Annotated in this window: 19 protein-coding genes; 5 read left to right on the top strand and 14 right to left on the bottom strand. The window is 63.8% G+C overall.

What is annotated here, in order from left to right:
* On the bottom strand, positions 1–291 hold the full coding sequence (locus XI03_RS33845) for a hypothetical protein (protein WP_028142313.1): 291 nt from the start codon (positions 289–291) through the stop codon (positions 1–3).
* Between the two features lie 960 nt (positions 292–1,251).
* Between XI03_RS33845 and XI03_RS33840 the strand changes: the two genes are divergently transcribed.
* From XI03_RS33840 to XI03_RS33830, 3 genes are all read left to right on the top strand, one after another.
* On the top strand, positions 1,252–1,437 hold the full coding sequence (locus tag XI03_RS33840) for a hypothetical protein (protein WP_129590830.1): 186 nt from the start codon (positions 1,252–1,254) through the stop codon (positions 1,435–1,437).
* A 704-nt stretch (positions 1,438–2,141) separates the two neighbouring features.
* On the top strand, positions 2,142–3,728 hold the full coding sequence (locus XI03_RS33835) for an EAL domain-containing protein (protein ID WP_271594524.1): 1,587 nt from the start codon (positions 2,142–2,144) through the stop codon (positions 3,726–3,728).
* Positions 3,729–3,866: 138 nt separating this feature from the next.
* A complete protein-coding gene (locus tag XI03_RS33830; protein ID WP_018317055.1) occupies positions 3,867–4,232 on the top strand; it encodes an antibiotic resistance protein VanZ in 366 nt (121 codons plus the stop codon).
* A gap of 145 nt (positions 4,233–4,377) precedes the next feature.
* Here the strand turns inward: XI03_RS33830 and XI03_RS33825 are convergent, their stop codons facing one another.
* From XI03_RS33825 to XI03_RS33765, 13 genes are all read right to left on the bottom strand, one after another.
* A complete protein-coding gene (locus XI03_RS33825; protein ID WP_038949582.1) occupies positions 4,378–4,824 on the bottom strand; it encodes a CHRD domain-containing protein in 447 nt (148 codons plus the stop codon).
* Between the two features lie 155 nt (positions 4,825–4,979).
* Positions 4,980–5,261 carry a hypothetical protein gene (locus XI03_RS33820; RefSeq protein WP_028142309.1) on the bottom strand — a complete coding sequence of 94 codons (282 nt, stop codon included), beginning with the start codon at positions 5,259–5,261 and terminating at the stop codon, positions 4,980–4,982.
* A gap of 108 nt (positions 5,262–5,369) precedes the next feature.
* Positions 5,370–5,816 (bottom strand): hypothetical protein, encoded by a 447-nt coding sequence (locus tag XI03_RS33815; RefSeq protein WP_271594523.1) that lies wholly within the window; start codon positions 5,814–5,816, stop codon positions 5,370–5,372.
* A 141-nt stretch (positions 5,817–5,957) separates the two neighbouring features.
* On the bottom strand, positions 5,958–7,682 hold the full coding sequence (locus XI03_RS33810) for a chemotaxis protein (protein ID WP_271594522.1): 1,725 nt from the start codon (positions 7,680–7,682) through the stop codon (positions 5,958–5,960).
* Between the two features lie 5 nt (positions 7,683–7,687).
* Positions 7,688–8,779, bottom strand: a complete 1,092-nt coding sequence (locus XI03_RS33805) for a protein-glutamate methylesterase/protein-glutamine glutaminase (RefSeq protein WP_038973733.1) — start codon at positions 8,777–8,779, stop codon at positions 7,688–7,690.
* 16 nt (positions 8,780–8,795) lie between these two features.
* Complete coding sequence (locus XI03_RS33800) at positions 8,796–9,650, bottom strand: CheR family methyltransferase (protein ID WP_028142306.1); 855 nt, start codon at positions 9,648–9,650, stop codon at positions 8,796–8,798.
* Positions 9,651–9,786: 136 nt separating this feature from the next.
* A complete protein-coding gene (locus XI03_RS33795) occupies positions 9,787–11,592 on the bottom strand; it encodes a methyl-accepting chemotaxis protein (protein WP_271594521.1) in 1,806 nt (601 codons plus the stop codon).
* A 61-nt stretch (positions 11,593–11,653) separates the two neighbouring features.
* Positions 11,654–12,142 carry a chemotaxis protein CheW gene (locus XI03_RS33790; protein ID WP_038949575.1) on the bottom strand — a complete coding sequence of 163 codons (489 nt, stop codon included), beginning with the start codon at positions 12,140–12,142 and terminating at the stop codon, positions 11,654–11,656.
* Positions 12,143–12,204: 62 nt separating this feature from the next.
* Positions 12,205–13,902, bottom strand: coding sequence for a methyl-accepting chemotaxis protein (locus XI03_RS33785; RefSeq protein WP_152103441.1), 1,698 nt, complete (start codon positions 13,900–13,902; stop codon positions 12,205–12,207).
* A 37-nt stretch (positions 13,903–13,939) separates the two neighbouring features.
* Complete coding sequence (locus tag XI03_RS33780; RefSeq protein ID WP_038949573.1) at positions 13,940–14,401, bottom strand: chemotaxis protein CheW; 462 nt, start codon at positions 14,399–14,401, stop codon at positions 13,940–13,942.
* Entirely contained in the window at positions 14,401–16,476 is a 2,076-nt protein-coding gene (locus XI03_RS33775) for a chemotaxis protein CheA (RefSeq protein ID WP_271594520.1), read from the bottom strand. Before XI03_RS33775 ends, XI03_RS33780 begins: the two co-directional genes overlap by 1 nt.
* Positions 16,473–16,838 carry a response regulator gene (locus XI03_RS33770; protein WP_018317043.1) on the bottom strand — a complete coding sequence of 122 codons (366 nt, stop codon included), beginning with the start codon at positions 16,836–16,838 and terminating at the stop codon, positions 16,473–16,475. Before XI03_RS33770 ends, XI03_RS33775 begins: the two co-directional genes overlap by 4 nt.
* Positions 16,838–17,161: an STAS domain-containing protein gene (locus tag XI03_RS33765; RefSeq protein ID WP_018317042.1), complete on the bottom strand. Its 324-nt coding sequence runs from the start codon at positions 17,159–17,161 to the stop codon at positions 16,838–16,840. The genes XI03_RS33770 and XI03_RS33765 overlap by 1 nt, the downstream gene beginning before the upstream one ends.
* A 271-nt stretch (positions 17,162–17,432) precedes the next feature.
* Between XI03_RS33765 and XI03_RS33760 the strand changes: the two genes are divergently transcribed.
* Positions 17,433–18,554, top strand: coding sequence for an HD domain-containing phosphohydrolase (locus XI03_RS33760; protein WP_028142300.1), 1,122 nt, complete (start codon positions 17,433–17,435; stop codon positions 18,552–18,554).
* A gap of 187 nt (positions 18,555–18,741) precedes the next feature.
* The gene (locus XI03_RS33755) at positions 18,742–19,410 is read left to right on the top strand and encodes a hypothetical protein (RefSeq protein ID WP_038972013.1); all 669 of its coding nucleotides are present in this window, start codon (positions 18,742–18,744) and stop codon (positions 19,408–19,410) included.
* Positions 19,411–19,428 lie beyond the last annotated feature (18 nt).

Below are 19,428 nucleotides of genomic sequence, written 5' to 3'. Positions count from 1 at the left end.
TCAGGCATAGTTAACAAAGCCTAAATCCTGCGTCCGCCCCGCCTGGCTTTGTGCGATCCAGGCCCGCCAGGCTCCTTCGTGCTTGGAATAGAGCTCGAGCCACCGAACGTCGTCAACCGCGGCCGCTCCCGTGCCTGCGCGGGCTTCGGCCACGATTTGCACCGTTTCCTTCGGTGCAAGATCCAGCGCCTCGAATTCCGCCGTCTCCTCCAGCGACAGGCCTATCAGAACACGATGCCCTTGCGCGTCAACAAAATATCTGCGCGGCGCGTTCTGCCGTTGATCAATCATTTGAATGACCCTCGCTCATGATCCAAGGACCTGGAAGATCTCTCAGATGCCGGCCATAGCTACAAACAAACGCAATCAAAATAAGAGCGCAAGTCGTCGCGCCCAGCAACGCAATCAGCCACGTCATCTACGCCTGCCCGCGCGCCCTCCGGAAATAGAGGACTCGAATTCGCAATGAACTGATCCGTCTTAGGTTGCCTTTCCTGGGCCCTCAAGGACGGCGACAGATTAACCTAACCGCACATGGTTATTTCTACTTCGCCACGACCATGGGGCAATACGCGCGCAGTCCCGCGGTTACGATGGCCGCTGGGTACGACCGGCTTCCATCGAGGCGGGGGTATAGGGTGCGTAAAGACGATATCGTGCCGATCGCTTCCGCGAACGCCACGCCCGTGCCCCATAGCCGCAACCAAAGCCCGCGGCGAAAATCGAAATCAAAACCAAGGCAGCTAACATTGGAATGTTCCCACGTTTGCCGGAACGTTCCTCCCGCGCTCATTTTCATCTTTTCGTTGTGTCGACTTCAAGATCGTCACCGCTGAAACTTTTGTCAGACGAAGATGAAGTTTGTGCAACGTGATGCTTGAAGATTGGTCGGCACGCGAGGGCACAGAGCGCGGAGAAGGGGCTCAGTTCTTTTTACCAGAACTCGACAGGCCGACACCATGAACCCTCGTTCATTTGGCGCTTCAAACGTTGGACCGGCGCGGCTGAAAGCGACCGTCGGAAGGCGCGCATCGGATTCGCCAGCGAAACACCGTGGTTATACGGAGCGTCGCGCGTCGATTTCATCGCGGTAAGGTTGAGCAGTTAGCTTAATCCGCGTTGTTTGTTGCGAAGTCTCACCGATCGCATATCCATCTTCGCACCGGGCTCCCCCAAGCCCGGCCCCACCCAAGCAAAGCCGTCGAGCGAACATGGGTCGCTTGGCGGCTTTGTCGTTGTGTCGACAAGAGGATGATTTCGGTTATGGCGCGCAAGCCCTGGTCGTTCAAAGAAGACCGCCGGCTCATGGAGCTGGCCAAGTCTTCGGCTTCGCTGGAAGAGGCGGCGAAGGTTCTCGGACGCTCGCCTGATGCGATCAAGCGCATGGCATTGCGGCTTGGTCTTTCGCTGAAGCCGAAGACCGGGAAGAAGGGCTAGTCTTGGAAACAGTTCGTCGAGGATCCGTCCAGCTTTTCACAGTGCAGGACGGAACCAACGCAATCACTGGGTGTTATCCAGACTTCGCAGTGAGGTCTGGCAGTGGTCCATTTTGCCATTTCCGCAATGTTGATTTGGCTGGCGATTAACATCGCTTTTGTGGTGCTTCGGCTGCGGGTCGCCAGTGATCCCGCCGCGCCCCACACCGACAGGTCAGGCAGAGCTTATCCAGAGGCCGTCTCCGCCCGCCCCCGATGAGCGCGACCAACCGTCCTGCCTTCAGTCCGCCCGGCCTATTCAGACCTAGTTGCGCGTCTTCTTCTGGGAACCCATCCCGGGGCTGGTGCCGTAGTTGGGTGTCCCCGTCCCCTTGAAAGCACCACCCATGCTGTCCGAACCGGAATTCGTCGCCGTGCCGCTGCGGGTAGTGGGCTGATTGCCCGATGGCTGGTCTTTGGTTCCCTGCGCCCAAGCCACGGTGATTCCGACGACCAACGACAGGAGGAGGAGGCTTAACGTCCTGATCATACTGCTCAACTTTCAATGCTCGGGCCGCGCGACCATCAGTCAGGCAACCACTCGGTAGCCCTTCCGGACCGGTCCGCCCGTTAAACCCTATCTTAGCCCCCGCTGGCTAGAATCAATTCCCAAAATCAATTCCCAAGATCAGTCACGAAGCCTCTCCTGATTTCCGCCTGGACCGGATGAGATTACAGCGGCCGAACCTCTCGTTTGCGGCGCTCGTTATTGCGAGCACGATGGCGTTCGGGCTGGCGGGCCATTTTGCGGCGGACGGCGTCATTCGCCACCAGCAGGCGCACCAGTTGAGCGAGCTGACCGAGGTCGTTCTGCGCCGCTCCGAATTTGCGGTCGATTTCGCCGCGGCCAGCCTTGACGAACTCGCCAAGCGTGATCTTGCCAGCTGCGCACCGGCAGCGCTGCAAGCCATCCGGCTCCACGTCTATCAGCGCTCGGCGATCAAGGACGTCCGTCTCGTCAACCCGGACGGATCGGTGATCTGCTCGGCCTATTCCGAGACGCTGGAGTTCGACAAGGGATGGGCGGATCGCCGCGACATGCTGCCCTCGCACGACAAGACGCTCTCGCTATTCCGCGTGGAGCAGTTCGGCGGCGACGCATTGGGCGTGCTCAGGGACGTCAATCGCAGCTCCGCGCTGGTCGCCATCGTCGGCATCAACGCCGGCCTGTTCGATCTCATGCCCGCCGAGCTGCGCGCACACAGCGAGGTGATCCTCGCCTTGAGCAATGGCGAGAAGCTCGGCGAATTCCGGCTCGACGCCGACAGGCCCCTGTCAGAGCCGATCAGCTTCGACAGGCATTCCACGCGCTTCCCGCTTCACGCCACGATCCGGCTCGAGCACGCCGTGCTTTCGAGCTGGAACAGCGAGGCCTATTGGCCGGCGCTCGCGGTGGCCCTTGGGCTTGGCGCACTGTTCGGCATCCTGCTGGCGCGCAGCCGCCGGATGGAAGGACCGGTCGCCGATCTCGATCGCGGCCTCGCGGCCGGCGAATTCAAGCCTTACTACCAACCCATCTTCGACCTCAGGACCGGCCGGATCACGGGCTGCGAGATTCTGGCGCGCTGGGTTCGTCGGGACGGCTCGGTGGTGCCGCCGATGAACTTCATTCCGCTGGCCGAATCCAGCGGGCGCATCCAGGTGATGACCTGGCAGATCCTGAAATCGGCACTCGCCGAACTGCAGGGCGTGCTGAAGGCGGACAAGACCTTCAAGATGTCCGTGAATGCCGTGCCCAAGCACCTGTTGAGTGCCGGCTTCGTCGAGACGCTGCGTCGCACGGTCCTGGCGGCGAGAATCTCCGCACGCCAGATCGTGGTTGAAGTCACCGAACGCGACGAGCTCGACGATCTCGCGCACGCCGCGACCGTCGTGGCCGAATTGCGCGACCACGGCTTCCGCGTCGCAATCGACGACGTCGGCGTGGGTCACAGCGGTCTGTCGCGGCTGAAGGGGCTCGGCGCCAACACGATCAAGATCGACAAGTTCTTCGTCGACACCATCACCGTGGATGCATCGACCACGACGATCGTCGAGATGTTGGTCGCGCTGGCCAAGGACTTCCGCATGACGGTCGTAGCAGAAGGAATCGAGACCGAGGAGCAGCGCCGCGCCCTGATCGCCTCCGGCGTCGAGGAAGGACAGGGCTATCTCGTCGCCGCACCGCTGCCCTATGCGAAATTCAGCGAGTTGGTCGATTCACGCCGCCACTCCGCATCCGCAGCGCCGGCCGGCGGCGTCCTGGTGGCCTGACCATCTTCGCTGCACGGCCTCCCGGCCGGCGATGGCGGCCAGCTTTTGGGCAGTCCTTGCCCCGGAAGAACGACGAGGCGCTTTAACGATATTCTCGTCTTTCGAAGCGGAATGGCCCTCGAGCCGCTATGGTGGGCCATGCGTCGAAATCACCTCATCGCAGCCGCGGGAATCTGCCTTGCCCTCATCGCCTATGCCACCTTGGCAAGGCTGGCGGGGCGGCCGGCGCTGATGGGGCATCACGAGGCCTACTGGATCGTCGTCATCGAGCGCTTCAGCGCCTATGGCCTGTTGGGCTTCCTGCTGGCCTTCCTGTTGCCCGGCCGGCTCGCTTTGGCCTGCTCGCTCGTCATCGCAGTCGCAATGGGACTGGAAGTCCTGCAAACGCTCACCCCCGATCGTGATCCGGGTTTCCTGGACGTGCTGCAGAAGGCGGCAGGAGGCACCGTCGGCGTCATCCTCGCCCAGACGATCCTGGCCTTCTTACCTCGGCCGCCAGCCTGAGGCCCACGGCGCTGACAAATTCGTCAGCGCCAAAGCATGATCCGGAAAAGTGCGCAGCGGTTTTCCGAAAGATCATGCTTAAGCAACAACCTAAAGCGTGATGACGATCCATCCTAATCGCATCGCGCTTTAGGGCGACATCCCCCTACTTCATCATCTGCCCGCGCAATTCGCCGCCTGGGTTCGCGGCCGTATGAATGTTCGCGTACCATTTGCCGGCCAACAGGTCCGCCGCCTGTGCATCCGTGAGCGTGGCGCTGCCCTGGATAGGACTTTGGACCGTCTTGAAGGGCAAAGCGATGCCGGCGTTCTTGCCCGCATCACTGGGGCCATGAAAATGGGCGCCCATCGCCGGACCAGTCAGATTGGCAAACGTAATCGTATAGGTCAGAACTTTGGTCTGGGTGTCGAACGCGGCCTCGGCCTTGCCCGAACCGGACGAGCCGTTCGGAGGCACTTCATTGCTGCCCTTGAGGTCGGCCTGCAGCTTGACGACCTCCGCACGTGACGGCGCGGTTGTGACGATCAGCAACCCACCGAGCATCACCGTTCCCAACAGCGTCACGCCGACCCGATACTTGGCTTTCCTCATGGCATTCTCCTACAGGCTCTACGGCCCGATGCGGTTGAAACCCCGGCCCCGGCTTGAAATTCCGGAGACGAGTCTATGCCTGATTCGCCAAAGGCTATCGGAGATACCACCGGGGTCGCTGTCGCCGCCGGTCCGAGGATATCGCGCGAAGCGGGCTACGCTGCCCCGCGCTCGCGGAACCCGGTCGGGGCCAGGAGTTCGGCCATCTGCCTGTGCGTGCTCTGGAGCGCGGCGATGGCGCCGTCCAGATCGAAATCCGCCTCGCGAACGGACGCGAAGAACCTGGCCGTCAGCGCGAGGTCAAGCTTGACGCGCGTTGCGCCGTCGCGGCTCTTGCGACGGTCGAGCGACAGATGGATGGCCCGCATTCTGGCTTCTGCCGGCGTACAGCCGCTGAGTGTCGCCAGTTCGTCGTATGTCATCCAGATCTGAGGCATGGTCTCGTCCGTCCCTGATTGCCGCCTCATCCTAGATCTCTGCGCCTAAATGCACCGTTGCCGCGCCGCGGTCGCAGCCCGCTTCGCTGCGATAGCGTCAACGCAAGACTAAGATGCGGGAGGCCTGGAAGGCGCGGGAAATTGGCGCGGCCGCGAACGGCTGTCGAGGCCCTTGGGCAATTTGTCATTGAGCTTCACGACGGCGCCTCGAGCCTCCGTCACCGGCGCATCTTCCTGGCTGTAGATCAGCGTCACCTCGAACATCACGTCGGGCGCTTCCCTGGCCGTTCCGGAGCAGGTCGCCATCGCACCGGTGCACACGCCGGCGAGGCGGACCTCGACCTCGTCCAGACCGAACACGGTCGGCGGCCCCTCGGCATAGCGCCGCGTGGTCAGGACGGCCGTGAAGCGCTGGTCGTCACCGAACTGATAGGAGCCGCCATAGGTGAAGAAGCTGTCGCTGCCGGAGATCCGTCCGTCCGCCAGATGCACGATGCCCGTGCCCTGGCCGCGCGGGGTCCTGAACCAGGCCGCATATTTTCCGTCTCGCATCATCGAAATGTCCGCCGTAGAATTCACTGGTATTTGCAACCAACTCTGGGGCGCGACAATGACCGACGCGGCGAGTATTCCGCGACGGTTAACGCCCTGCAAAGCCAACCCGTCAAATTGACGCCGCAGCACGCGGCGACGCCGTCAGAACAATTCTATGCCGTCATCCGCGGTCTCGACCGCCTCGACGCGGCGCGTCGCGGCGATCGACTTAAGTCCTACCGCTTGCAGGAATTCACGATGAACGTCCCGCTCACGCTCCATCGTGTAGCGCGCGAAGAGATCGTCGAGGATCGCCTGATCCTGCAGCTCTGGCTGTAGCCGCTGCGCGCCTGCGCTCGCAGTCTCGAGCCGCGTGGCGACCGCAGGCAAGGCTGCGGAGCTTTCGCCGAGTCTCGTCATCAGACCCTGAGCCGAATTCATCAGCCTCTCGAACTCCGCGCCTTCGTCGACGAGCCGGCTCATCAGCTTGCCGAGCCGTTCATTGCCGGCCTCGACCTCGCGCAGCGCCTGAAGGATTTGCGGCTCGAGCTTGGCAAGCTGGGTGGGATCACCCTGCACGCGGAGCTCCTTCAGCTCATTGGCCGAGCGCTCGATACCATCGAGCACGGGCCTCAGGCGCCCCGCCCCCGCGGAGACCTGGTCGGCGGTCGCCTTGAGCTCGTTGGCGATGACGACGAAGGCGCTGCCGCGGCTGCCGAGATGGCTCGCCTTGAGGCCGGCATTCATTCCGATCAGCGTGATGTCGACGGTCGCTTCGGCAAGCCCGGCGATCGCCTGGCGAAATTTCGTCAGCGTGTCCTCGACGATCGCGAGCGCCTCGTCGACCGAGCGGCCGGCACTCTCGCAGGTGGCGATCAGGGTCGATGCGTGTGCCAGCGTCTGCTTGATGCGCGTCAGGAACGACGACGAGCCGCCCTCCTCGCCGCCGAACAGCGTGCGGCCGTGGCCGACGACGCCAGCATCGTGCAGGATCGCCGTCAGTGCGCCGACGATCTGACCGACGTCACCGCCGAACTCGCGCTGGGCATCCCTGAGCTGGGCCGCCTGCAACCGGCAAATCGCACCCACGCCGTCATCGCTCGGTACCGTTTCAGGAACGAGGCTCGAGGCGGATTCCGACGCAAGGCCGAGGCCATGGGACACGTGCTCGAGACGCTGACGCGTGCTGTCGCCCGCCTGCAGCGAGATGATCGCGCTGCCGACCGCCTCGGCGATCTTCCTGGTGCTGGCACTGGCGCGGTCGGCCAAATGGCTGCTCTTGCTGCGCTGGTCGCGTAACCCCGAATAGGCCGCGCCGAGCTTGGCGCTTTCCGACACCAATTGGGCCCGATACCGGCTCTCGAACTCCTTCTGCCGGCCGGAGGCGGTGGCAACCGCTTCGGACAGGCGCTGCTGGTCCCGCGCGCAGCCTTCGATCGAGCGCTGCACGGCCCTGCCGAGATCGTAGGCTTCCTGGGTGAAGGCGAGAAAGCCCTCGCGGTCGCCGTCGAGCGAGGCCGCCTCGATCCGCGCGCTGCGCGCGATGATGGTGATCATCCCGATGTGCTTGAACAGCGGCTTGAGCAGCGAGGACGCCTCTGCCGTGCTCTTGCCGATCGTCTCCAGCAGCGCGCTCTCCGCCGGCAGCGCCTGCGCCAACTCGCTCAGCCGCGCCGCGATCTCCTGCAGCGCCGTTCCGGCGCCCTCGATCTCGGCGCCGGAAAGCTCACCCGAGAGCGTAGCTAAGCCCTGGTTCAGCTCCTTGAAGATGAGGTGGCCGCGTCCGAGTTCCTGACCGACGCGCGCAAAGACGTCCTCGATGCGCGAGGAGACGTCCTCGATCGCGGTGGTTGCCTCGGTGAGTGTGTTGGCCGGAACGGGCGACATGGCCATCAACCTGCCACCGCGGCGTGCCCGGCCTGATACCAGAGCATGATCTCCCGCGGGATGTGATGCAGCGAAACGACCTTTTCGACGCCGCCATGGGCGATGGCTTCCTTGGGCATGCCGAACACCACGCAGCTCTCTTCGTCCTGCGCCCGCGTTGAGGCGCCGAGCTTGCGCATCTCCAGCATCCCGCGCGCGCCGTCGTCGCCCATCCCGGTCATGATGACGCCGAGCGCGTTGGCGCCGGCATGCTGGGCCGCCGAGCGGAACAACACGTCGACTGAGGGGCGATGCCGCGACACCGGCGGGCCGTCCTTGATCGCGATCTGGTAGCGCAGACCGATGCGCTGGAGCAGCATGTGGCGGGCGCCGGGCGCGATATAGGCGCAGCCCGGCAACACCGGCTCACCGTCCTCGGCTTCCTTGACCTTGATCTGGCAGACGCCGTCGAGACGCTTGGCAAAGGCCGCGGTGAAGCCTGCCGGCATGTGCTGGACGATGAGAAGCGGCGGACAGTGCGCCGGCAGCATCTCGAGGACGTCGTTGAGCGCCTCGGTCCCGCCGGTCGACGCACCGATACAGACGATGCGCTCCGTCGTCGGCCGGACCCTGCCCTGCACCGGCGGCGGGATGATCGCGTCGGCGGTCAGCTTCTTCTCGATGGACCGGCGTTCCGCACGCGGGCGCACCCGCGCGCGCGCAGCCGACTTCACCGCCTCGCGCAGCCGTGTCGAGCATTCGAGCAGCGCCTGCCGCGTATCGATCTTCGGCTTCGGCACGATGTCGACCGCGCCCGCCTCGAACGCCTCGAACATCACGTTCGAGCCCTCTTCGGTCAGCGAGGAGCAGATGATCACCGGGATCGGGCGCTGCGCCATGATCTTGCGCAGGAACGTCATGCCGTCCATGCGCGGCATTTCCAGGTCGAGGATCATCACGTCGGGGATCTCGTTCTGGAGGCGCTTCGCCGCCACGAAAGGATCGGAGGCCGCTCCCATCACCTCGATATCGGGATCGTCGTTGAGAATCGTCTGCAGGATTTGGCGCACCGACGCCGAATCGTCCACGATCAGTACGCGAACCTTCTCCCTCGGCATCTTGGTTGCGCTCCGGCTAGACCTGAAAAATGGTTGGCTGAACCTGCTTCAGCCCGGGCACGGCACTGTGAATCATCGATTCCGAATGTCCGACCAGCAAATAGCCGCCCGGACGCAAATGGCTGCACAATTGCTCGACCACCTTGCGCTGGGTCTCGCGCTCGAAATAGATCAGGACGTTGCGGCAGAAGATGATGTCGACATCGCGATCGACCGGATAGGACTTGTCCATGAGGTTCATCCTCATGAAATGTGTCGCGCGCCGCAGCTCGGGTACGACCCGCACCTCACCGCGCGACTTGTCCCGCGACGTCGAAAAATATCGTTTCACGAATTGCTCCGGCACCGGGCCGAGCACGTCGCGCGTGTAGATCGCCGTCTTGGCGAGGCGCAGCACCGCGGTCGAGATGTCGGTCCCGAGAATGCGGTACTGGAAGCGCGATCCGTTCCGCGTCATGTCGTCCAGCACCATCGCGGTGGTGTAGGCCTCCATGCCGGTGGAGCTCGCCGAGCTCCAGATCTTCAGGTTCGCGTTCTTGCGTCCATGCGACTTGAGCAGGCCGGGAATCGCGACGTCGCGCATGAAGGTGAAGTGCTGCGGCTCGCGGAAGAAGTCGGTCTTGTTGGTCGTCACCACATCGATGAGATGGGTGAGCTCGGTATCGAAATGATCGGCCTCAAACAGGTTCTCGACATATTCGTTGAGACCGGTGAAGTTGAGCGCGCGCACGCGCTTGTGCAGCCGCCCCTCCAGCATCAGCCGCTTGCCCTGCGGCAGCTTGATGCCGACCTGGCCCTCGATCAGTTCGGCGATGGTGCGGAAGTGGCGGTCCGATAGATGCACGGCCGTATCCTGTACGGCGGGCATCATGGCCGCCGGTCCCGGTCCGCGACGGCCACCTGCACTGAATGTCGGGCCGTACGGGCCATCTCGAATCCTACGCGTTTAAACAACCGCTGAAAGAAGACCGGTCCACCGTCCCGGGGCAGACCGGCCCGCAAAAGTCCTAGCGCTGGAAATCGGCGTCCCGATCGTCCTCGCCGTCATGCATGTCGAAGGCAAAACCGCCGCCACCGGCAACCTTCACGGCGCGGGCCGGCCTGGCCTGCACGACCTTTTTCGCCGGACGCTCGGCAGCCGCCATGGTGGCCGCCTTGGCGCGCAGCTGGCTCACAGCCCGGTCGATCGGCGCCGGTGCCTGGCTCTTCACGCCGTGCTCGATGCGGAAATAGGCGATGGTGGACTGAAGCTGTTCGGCCTGCGAAGCGAGCTCCTCAGAGGTCGACGACACCTGCTCGGACGCGCTGGCGTTCTGCTGGCCGACCTTGTCGAGCTGCTGGATCGCCTGGTTGATCTGAGCCGATCCGACGTCCTGCTCGCGACAGGCCGCGGTGATCTCCTCAACGAGCTCGGCGGTCTTCTTGATGTCAGGGACCAGCTTGGAGAGCATGGAGCCCGCCTCCTGCGCCACCTTGACGGTGTCGGCCGAGAGCGTGCCGATCTCGGCCGCGGCGGCCTGGCTGCGCTCGGCGAGCTTGCGCACTTCGGAGGCGACCACCGCAAAGCCCTTGCCGTGCTCGCCGGCGCGCGCGGCCTCGACCGCGGCGTTGAGCGCGAGCAGATCGGTCTGGCGTGCGATCTCCTGCACGATCGTGATCTTCTCGGCGATGGTCTGCATCGCGTTGACGGCGCGGCCAACGGCAGCGCCGCTGGCCTCCGCGTCCTTGGCGGATTGCGCGGCGATCTTCTCGGTCTGGTTGGCGTTATCGGCATTCTGCTTCACGTTGGAGGCCATCTCCTCCATCGAGGAGGACGCTTCCTCGGCGGACGAGGCCTGCTCGGTCGCGCCCTGCGACAGCTGCTCGGCGCTCGCCGAGAGCTCCTGGCTGCCGGCCGAGACGTTCTGCGCCGCGGTCAGCGCTTCGGACACGATCTGGCGAAGCTTCTCCACCATGCGCTCGAGCGCAAGGCCCAGCGTGTCCTGGTCCGACAGCGGCTTGGCTTCGATGGTGAGGTTGCCCTGCGCGATCTCGTTGGCGACGGCCGCGGTGGCGTTCAGATTGGCGGTCATCGCGTTCAGGGATTTCACGAGATCGCCGATCTCGTCGTTGCTGGACGTATCGATCTTGTGGCTGAGATCGCCAATCGCGACGGCATCCGCCAGCCCGACGGCCTTGGCGAGGGACCGGCTGATATTGAGCGAGATCCAGACTGCGCCGATCGCGGCAACGATGAGCGAGACGATGACGAGGACGATCAGAACCAACTGGGCGCGACGGCTGTCTTCGTTGGACTGCACGGCCTGCTCGGCCATCTGCCTCTTCGTATTGGCGACATAGGCTCCCATCGCCTCCGTCGCATCTGCAACCACCTTGCGCCCGTCACCCATCGAGCGCTCGGTTGCCTTGGTCTTATCGGTCTTTGCCAGCCTGATCGTCTCTTCCTGATAGACGTTCATTCTGGCGTAGGCGCTGGCGAAGTTGTCGAGCAGCTTCCTGCCGCCTTCGCTGGCGAGGGCATGGACCTCGTCCCTGATCTTCATGGCCTCATCGCGGAGCTTGGCCGCGTTCGCCGCGAATTCCTCGGCCTCGCCTGCCGTTCCCAGAATTGCGTTCTTTTCCGCCCTGACCTGCTGCCAGATGATCTTCTCGACCTCGGCTGCTTTCTCCATCCGCTTGGCGCGAAGCACCATGGAATCTGCGGTCGCGGCCATGTCGGACAACTTCATGTAGCTCACGGCGCCTGCTACCATGAACAGAAGAATGACGACGCCAAACGCGCTGGCGAGCTTGGCTTTGACGGTGAATCTCATTTTCAGTCTCGTTGGTTCGAATTGGGGTGATTACGCGTGACCACGCTTCACTCTTGCAAACTCAGGCGGCGCGAGGCGCATCTGTAGCCGTGTCGCGGCCTTCCGGAACTTCGTCATTGGCCATCAGCTTGGCGAGATCGAAAATCACGACGAACTTCTCGCCCTTACGGCCGATGCCGGCGGCATAGTCCGATTGCCATTTCCCGCCGACCTCTGGCACGGGCTCGATCGCCTGCTCGTCGATGTCGGTGACCTCGAACACGCAATCGGCGACGAAGCCGACGCCGACGAGGCGGTCCTTCATCGGCACGTCGAGGATGATGATGCGGGTCGCTTCGGTGGCGGCCACGCTGGGCAGGCCGAGCTTGTTCCTGAGATCGACGATCGGATAGCCGCTGCCGCGCACGTCGATCATGCCGAGCAGAAAGTTCGGCGCGTGCGGGAGCCGCGAGATCGGCCGCATGTCGAGAATCTCCCGGACGTTGCGGATGCTGATGCCGAACGTCTCGCCGGCGAGCCCGAGCGTCAGATATTGCGAGGTTGCGGCCATGATGCAGTCCAGGATTCCAGATTGGGAATGGGCACAGTCCGGCATAAGGCCGGACCGGTTGATCAGCGTTGGAACTCGGCGTCGCGATCGTCTTCGCCGTCATTCATGTCGAAGGCGAAGCCACCGCCACCGGCGACTTTCATCGCACGTGCCGGCTTGCGGGCAGGCACCGGCTTCTTCATGCCGCGATCGGCGGCCGCCATGTGAGCAGCCTTGGCCCGGAGCTGACCGACGGCGCGGTCGATCGGCTCGGCTGCCGCTTTCTCTCGGCGCGCAGCTTGCTCGATCCGGAAGAACGAGATGGTGGACTGCAGCTGCTCGGCTTGCGAGGCGAGCTCTTCCGAGGTCGACGACACCTGCTCGGAGGCGCTGGCGTTCTGCTGGCCGACCTTGTCGAGCTGCTGGATCGCCTGGTTGATCTGGGCCGAGCCGACGTCCTGCTCGCGGCAGGCCGCGGTGATCTCCTGCACCAGCTCAGCGGTCTTCTTGATGTCGGGCACGAGCTTGGACAGCATCTGGCCGGCTTCCTGGGCGACCTTCACGCTCTCCGTGGACAGCGTCCCGATGTCGGCTGCGGCGGCCTGGCTGCGCTCGGCAAGCTTACGCACTTCGGAGGCGACCACCGCAAAGCCCTTGCCGTGCTCGCCTGCGCGCGCGGCTTCCACGGCCGCGTTGAGCGCGAGCAGGTCGGTCTGGCGTGCGATCTCCTGCACGATCGTGATCTTCTCGGCGATGGTCTGCATCGCCTCGACGGCACGGCCCACGGCGACACCGCTGGCTTCGGCGTCCTTGGCCGACTGCCCCGCAATCTTCTCGGTCTGGTTGGCGTTGTCGGCATTCTGCTTCACGTTCGAGGCCATCTCCTCCATCGAGGAGGAGGCTTCCTCGGCGGACGAAGCCTGCTCGGTCGCGCCTTGCGAGAGCTGCTCGGCGCTGGCAGACAGCTCCTGGCTCCCGGCGGAGACGTTCTGCGCCGCAGTGATTGCCTCGGCGACGATCTGCCGGAGCTTTTCGACCATCCCATTCAGCGACTTGATGAGATCTCCGATCTCGTCGTTGCTCGCCGAGGGAATGGTCTGGCTGAGATCGCCCTCAGCGACCGCACCTGCAAGGCCAACGGCCCTTCCGAGCGAACGGCTGATCGAGATGGAAATCCAGAGTGCAGCCCCGATCGCGACCGCCAGCGAGATGCCGATCAGCGTCATCAGCAGGAACTGGGCCTGGTGCCCCTCCGCCTTGGACTGGACGGCCTGCTCGGCCATCTGCTTCTTCGTATTGGCGACATAGGCGCCCATGGATTCCATCGCGTCTGCGACGACCTTGCGGCCGTCACCCATCGAGCGCTCCATGGCCTTCGTCTTGTCGGTCTTCGCCAGCCGGATCGTTTCTTCCTGGTAGGTATTCATCTTCGCGTATGTGGCTGCAAAGCTGTCGAGCAGCTTCCTGCCGCCCTCGCTCGCCAGCGCGTAGACTTCGTCCCTGGTCTTCATCGCTTCCTCGCGAAGCCTGGCGGCCTCGGCGGCAAACTGTTCGGCCTGAGCCTCCGTGCCGAGCACCGAGTTCTTCTCGGCGCGCAGCTGAAGCAGGATGTCCTTTTCGATCTGCGTCGCCTTTTCCATGCGGTTTGCGCGTAGAACCATGCTGTCGGCGGTCGCCATCATGTCGCCGAGCTTCATGTAAGCCACGCCGCCCGCGATCCCGGACAGGACGATGATCACGCCGAACGCACTGGCAAGCTTTGCCTTGACGGTAAATCTCATTTCCAGCCCCTACCCCGGTCTCGCCCGAGACCTCATCTCAATTTAGAATGCGTTCCATGTTCGGAACGATGACGAACTCTTCACGCCACTTGGCAATGAAGCGAATGAACTCCGGCTTCCAGTGCATGCCGACGCGCGGTGTTTGCTGCACGTCGGTCTGGGAGATCTCCGTGACCTCGTAGACCTTGTCGGCGGTGACGCCGACCAGGACCGGCTCGCCGTCGAGCTCGAGCTCGATGACCACGATGCGCGTATCGGCGGAATCATCGAGCTGCGGCATGCCGAAGCGGATGCGCAGGTCGGCGAGCGGAATGACGTTGCCGCGCACGTTGATCACGCTGGGAACGAAGGCGCGCGCGCCTGCCACCTTGGTCACGGGGACGGGATCGATGATCTCGCGCACGAGGCCGGCGTCGAGCGCGAACTTCTCCTCGCCAAGGCCGATCATCACGACTTGCATCGCGTCAGCCTGCCGTTCGCCAGCCAAACCATCGTTCATCACGCCGCCTCGCTGATATGCTGCTTCTCGACCTTCGACTGCGCCAACGCGACGAGCTGCGCGACGTCGAGGATCAATGCCGCCGTGCCATCGCCCAGGATGGTCGCGCCCGAGAACATCGTGACATCCGAATGCAGCTTTGAGAGCGACTTGATCACGGTCTGGTGGTTGCCGATGATCTGGTCGGCGACGAGGCCGACGTGAGTCTCACCGGTCGAGATGATGATCGTCTTCTGATGACGGTCGGGCGTGCCCGATGCCGTCATGATCTCGCGCAGCCGGAGGAAGGGCACGAGATTGCCGCGCACGTTGAGGAAATTTCGACCGCGCGAGCGCTCGTCCTCGGCGGTCAGCTCGATGCATTCCTCGACCGCGGACAGCGGAATGATGTAACGGCCTTCGCCGACGCGGATCAGAAGACCTTCGATGATTGCCAGCGTCAGCGGCAGGCGCAGCGTCACCGTGGTGCCCTGGCCTGGCCGGGTCGACAGGTCGATCGAGCCACGCATGTTCTCGATGGTACGCTTGACCACGTCCATGCCGACGCCACGGCCCGACAGCGCCGAGATAGTCTGCGCGGTCGAGAAGCCGGGATGGAACAGGAACTGATGGATCTCATGATCGGTGAGCACGGCGCCAGTCGCAATCAGCCCCTGCTCTTCGGCTTTGGCACGGATGCGCGCGGTGTTGAGGCCGCCGCCATTGTCCTTCACAGTGACGAGCACCTGTGCGCCGGAATGGACGGCCGCGAGCTCGATCCGGCCCTGCTCGGTCTTGCCATTGGCGGCGCGCGTGGCGGTGTCTTCGATACCGTGGTCGACGGCATTGCGGATCAGATGCACCAGCGGATCTGCCAGGCACTCGATCATGGTCTTGTCGAGCTCGGTATCTTCTCCCGAGGTGACGAATTCGACGGGCTTGGACAGATCGCGCGACAGATCATGCACGAGGCGGCGGAAACGGCCGAACAGCGAGCCGATCGGCACCATGCGCGCACCCATCGTGGTATCGCGCAGTGAGGAGGCCAGGCGCTCGATCTCCTCGGCGATCATCTTGATCGAGAGGTCGGAGCCGGAAGCGGCGAGCTGGGTCAGCCGCGCCTGGGCGATGACGAGCTCGCCAACGCGGTCCATCAGCTCGTCGAGGCGCTCGGCTTGGACGCGAACGGTGGCGATGCCGCGATCGTCGCGCTTGGCCTCGAGCTTCGGTTCAGGCTTTGATTCCGATTTCGGCTCCGCCTTTGCGACGAGATGCTCGGCGACCGGCGCGGCAGCAGCCTCGACCGGCGGCGCAGGCATTTCGACTACCGGAGCCAGCTCCTCGTCGAGCAGCTGGAACAGCGGTGCCGGCGCAGGCGCTTCGACATGCTCCAGGGGCGACAGCGTCAGCTTCATCTCGTCCTGGACGAACATGAAGACGTCGTCGATCGCATCCTTGTCGCAGGCCGCGTGCAGCTTGACGTCCCACTTCAGATAGCAGTCTTCCGGCTCCATCTCGTCGAGGAACGGGACGCCGTCGGTGACAGGCACGACGAAGCAGGGGCCGAGCTTGCAGAGGTCTTCCAGCAGGTCGAGCGGATTCGAGCCGTTGCGCAGGATATGGGTTTCGAATTCCAGATAGAGGTGCCAGCCGGCCTGGTTGCTTCCGGCGGGGGCCAGCAGCGGGGCTTCGGCAATCTCCATCACCGCTGCACCCGGCTGGTCGGCCGAGACGAAGCGCTTGAGGTCGTCGAGGATGGCCTCGCCGATGATGTCGTCGGTCGACTGGGGATCTTCGATCAACGCGCGGATGTAGTCCTTGGCGGCGAGCGCAACCGAGATCAGCTCCTGGGTCGGCTTGATCTCGCCCTTGCGGACGCGGTCGAAGGCGGTCTCGAATTCGTGGGTGAAAGAGGCGACCTTGTCGAAGCCGAACATGGCGCCCGAGCCCTTGATCGTATGCAGGGCGCGGAAGGCGGAATCGACCAGTTCGCGGTCGTCGGGACGCTGGCCGAGATCGAGCAGGGCCCCTTCAAGAACTTCGAAGAGCTCGCTGGCTTCCTGACGAAAGACCTCGGTCGGGTCCATTGCGCTCATGCGCGCACCAGCTTGCCGACCACGGCGAGCAACTGCTCAGGCTTGAACGGTTTGGTGATCCAGCCGGTGGCGCCGGCGCTCTTGGCTTCCTGCTTCACCGTGTCGTTGGATTCGGTCGTCAGGAACACGATGGGCATGCCGACCGCGCTCGGCAGCTTGCGCAGCGCCCGGATCAGCTCCAGCCCGTTCATGACGGGCATGTTGAGGTCGGTGATTACGAGATCGAGCTTGCCGGCCTGCGCCTTGGCGAGCCCTTGCGCGCCATCGCCGGCCTCGATCACGCTGTGACCGGCCGGCTCGAGCACCACCTTGATCATTTGCCGGATGCTGGGGGAATCGTCGACGGTCAGAATCGTGGCCATTAGGTGCCATCTTTCTTTTGCGGGAAATGCTGATCGATCATCGCCTCGCTGGTGAAGCCGGCGCGGCGAAGGGTGTTGCGAAGAGACTGTGAGAAGGAGGTCAGCACCACCGGACGGCCCTGGGCCTGCCCCGTCTTGGCTGTCGACAGCAGAAGCTGGATCGAGGTCACGTCGGCCTTGTCGACGCTCGAACAGTCGATCTCGAGCCGCTCCTGGCGGCCGAACGCCTCGCGAATGAGCTCATAGACATTGCGAATGGCCGCGATGCTGCAATCGGCGGGCAACCGCAACGACCACTTCGGCTCCGTGGGATTGAGCGCCATCGCTGCCCCGCCTTTGCTAAAATTCCACTACTCGTTTGACGCGAATCCGGTGAGCAAACCCCTAACACGGGCATCCGTACAACTACGGGTCACATTGTCGCGGAATTCGCGCAACTGTATGCAGGCGTGCACAGCCTCCTGAAATCTTTCATGCGCGGCGCGCATATCCGCGGCGCGGGTGCTCCCGTACGGCGCATTTGCTTCGCGTTAAATTCGCTCGGGTTATGGCGTGGGTTCGTGTCTTTGCCAGCGAAGAGAGCCCCGGCCGCCGATGCTGACCCAAGCGCTTCTGGTTGACGACAGCCGTTCCGTCCTCAACTTCCTGAAACGTCACATCGAGGCCGAAGGCCTGGTCGAGGCCACCACCTTCCTCGATCCCGTGGAAGCTCTGACTTGCGCGCGCGAACGCGGCTTCGATCTCGTGCTGGTCGACTACGAGATGCCGCACATGGATGGCATCAGCTTCATCCGCACCTTCCGTGCCCTGCCCGGCTGCGCCGACATCCCGATCGCGATGATCACGTCGCGACAGACCGATGACGTCAAGATGGAAGCGCTGCAGGCCGGTGCAACCGATTTCCTGCCCAAGCAGCCGCAGAGCGTCGAGATGACGGTGCGCCTGCGGAATTTAATTCAGCTTGGTGCAGCCGTACGCAAACTCAACGACCGTGCGGCGCATCTGGCCAGCGAAGTCGCAGCCGCGACACGAAAGCTCGGCGAACGCGAGGAGGAGATCATCCTGCGGCTCGCGCTCGCGGTGGAATACCGTGACAACGACACCGGCGAGCACACGCTGCGGGTTGCCAGGTACAGCCGCATCATCGCCGAGCAGCTCGGACTGCCGCCCCGGCTTTGCCGCGACATTTATCTGGCTGCGCCCCTGCATGACGTCGGCAAGGTCGCTATTCCCGACAACATTCTGCTCAAGCCCGGCAGGCTGACCGACGACGAGATGGCGGTGATCCGCACCCATGCAACCATCGGCGAGCGGATCCTGGCGGACTCCGGTTGCGAGCTGATCCAGCTCGGTGCGCAAATTGCCGCAGGACATCACGAACGCTGGGACGGTGCGGGCTATCCAAACGGTCTGAAGGCAGACGAGATTCCGGTCGCCGCGCGCGTGGTCGCGGTGGCCGACGTCTTCGACGCGCTGACGACACGACGACCATATAAAGAGCCGATGCCGATCGAGGTGGCCCGGGGCTATTTGGTCGAGAACAAGGGGCGGCAGTTCGATCCGGCCTGCGTCGAGGCCTTCTTGTCGCGCTGGGACGAGGTGGTCGAGATCGCCGGTGAGCGGGCGACGCCGTTTCACAAGGCCGAGGCTCCGCTCACTCCGATCATGGCGTCTCCGGCCGAGGGCCGTTCGCCCGAGGCTGTCACGGCCACCTGATTTCGCCGTCCGGCCAACAGCTTGGCCCCCTCCTTTGGCGGCGATGGCCGGCTTGAACCACTTCCTGCTAGAGTGCACCAATAATCAAAGAGTGATTCTGGTCACACTTGCCTGGGCGCCTCCGATGCTAAAAATCGGACCGGGACGGGGACCAGCAAAGTATCGGTCGAATTGAATGAGAATAGTCATGAGAAGCCTGATCGGCGCTGTTGTCGGCGCGTTCTGTACTGCGGCCCCTGCCTTGGCAGAGACGCCGGCCGCGATCGTCGAGGATGTGCAAGGCAAGGTCGATGGCGTCGAGTTCATGGACTATGTCGCCGCGGGCAAGATCATCAAGCTCGGGCCCAAGGCCAGCATTACGCTCAGCTATCTCAAATCCTGCCTGCGCGAGACCATCAGCGAGGGCGTCGTGCTGGTCGGCGCCGAGCAGAGCACCGTGCAGCTCGGCGACGTGCAGCGCGCCAAGGTGCCCTGTGACACCAAGGCGGCGCAGCTCTCCGAACGCGAGGCGAACCAGAGTGCGGCGACCACGTTCCGGACCATGCGGTCCGACGCCAAGAGCGCTCCGTCCAAGCTGCCGACGATCTATGGCGTCGCGCCCCTGATCCAGGCCAAGAGCGGCAGCACGCTGGTGATCGAGCGTACCGACGGCAAGGAACCCACGATCAGCGTGCCGCTGAAGAACGACATCATGATCCGCGGCAAATTCTATGACTTTGCCAAGGCCGGGAAGTCGCTGACCCCGGGCGGCAGCTATCTCGCGAGCCTCGGGGCCAAGCGTTACACCTTCCAGGTCGATGCCAGCGCTACCTCGGCGCCGACCCCGATCATCGGCCGCCTGCTGCGGCTCGAATAAGCAGCCTGCGACCGGGCG

This window comes from Bradyrhizobium sp. CCBAU 65884 (assembly GCF_028128835.1).
In the GTDB taxonomy this organism is placed as follows: Bacteria; Pseudomonadota; Alphaproteobacteria; order Rhizobiales; family Xanthobacteraceae; genus Bradyrhizobium; species Bradyrhizobium ottawaense.
This window is presented reverse-complemented; position numbering and strand designations above follow the sequence as displayed.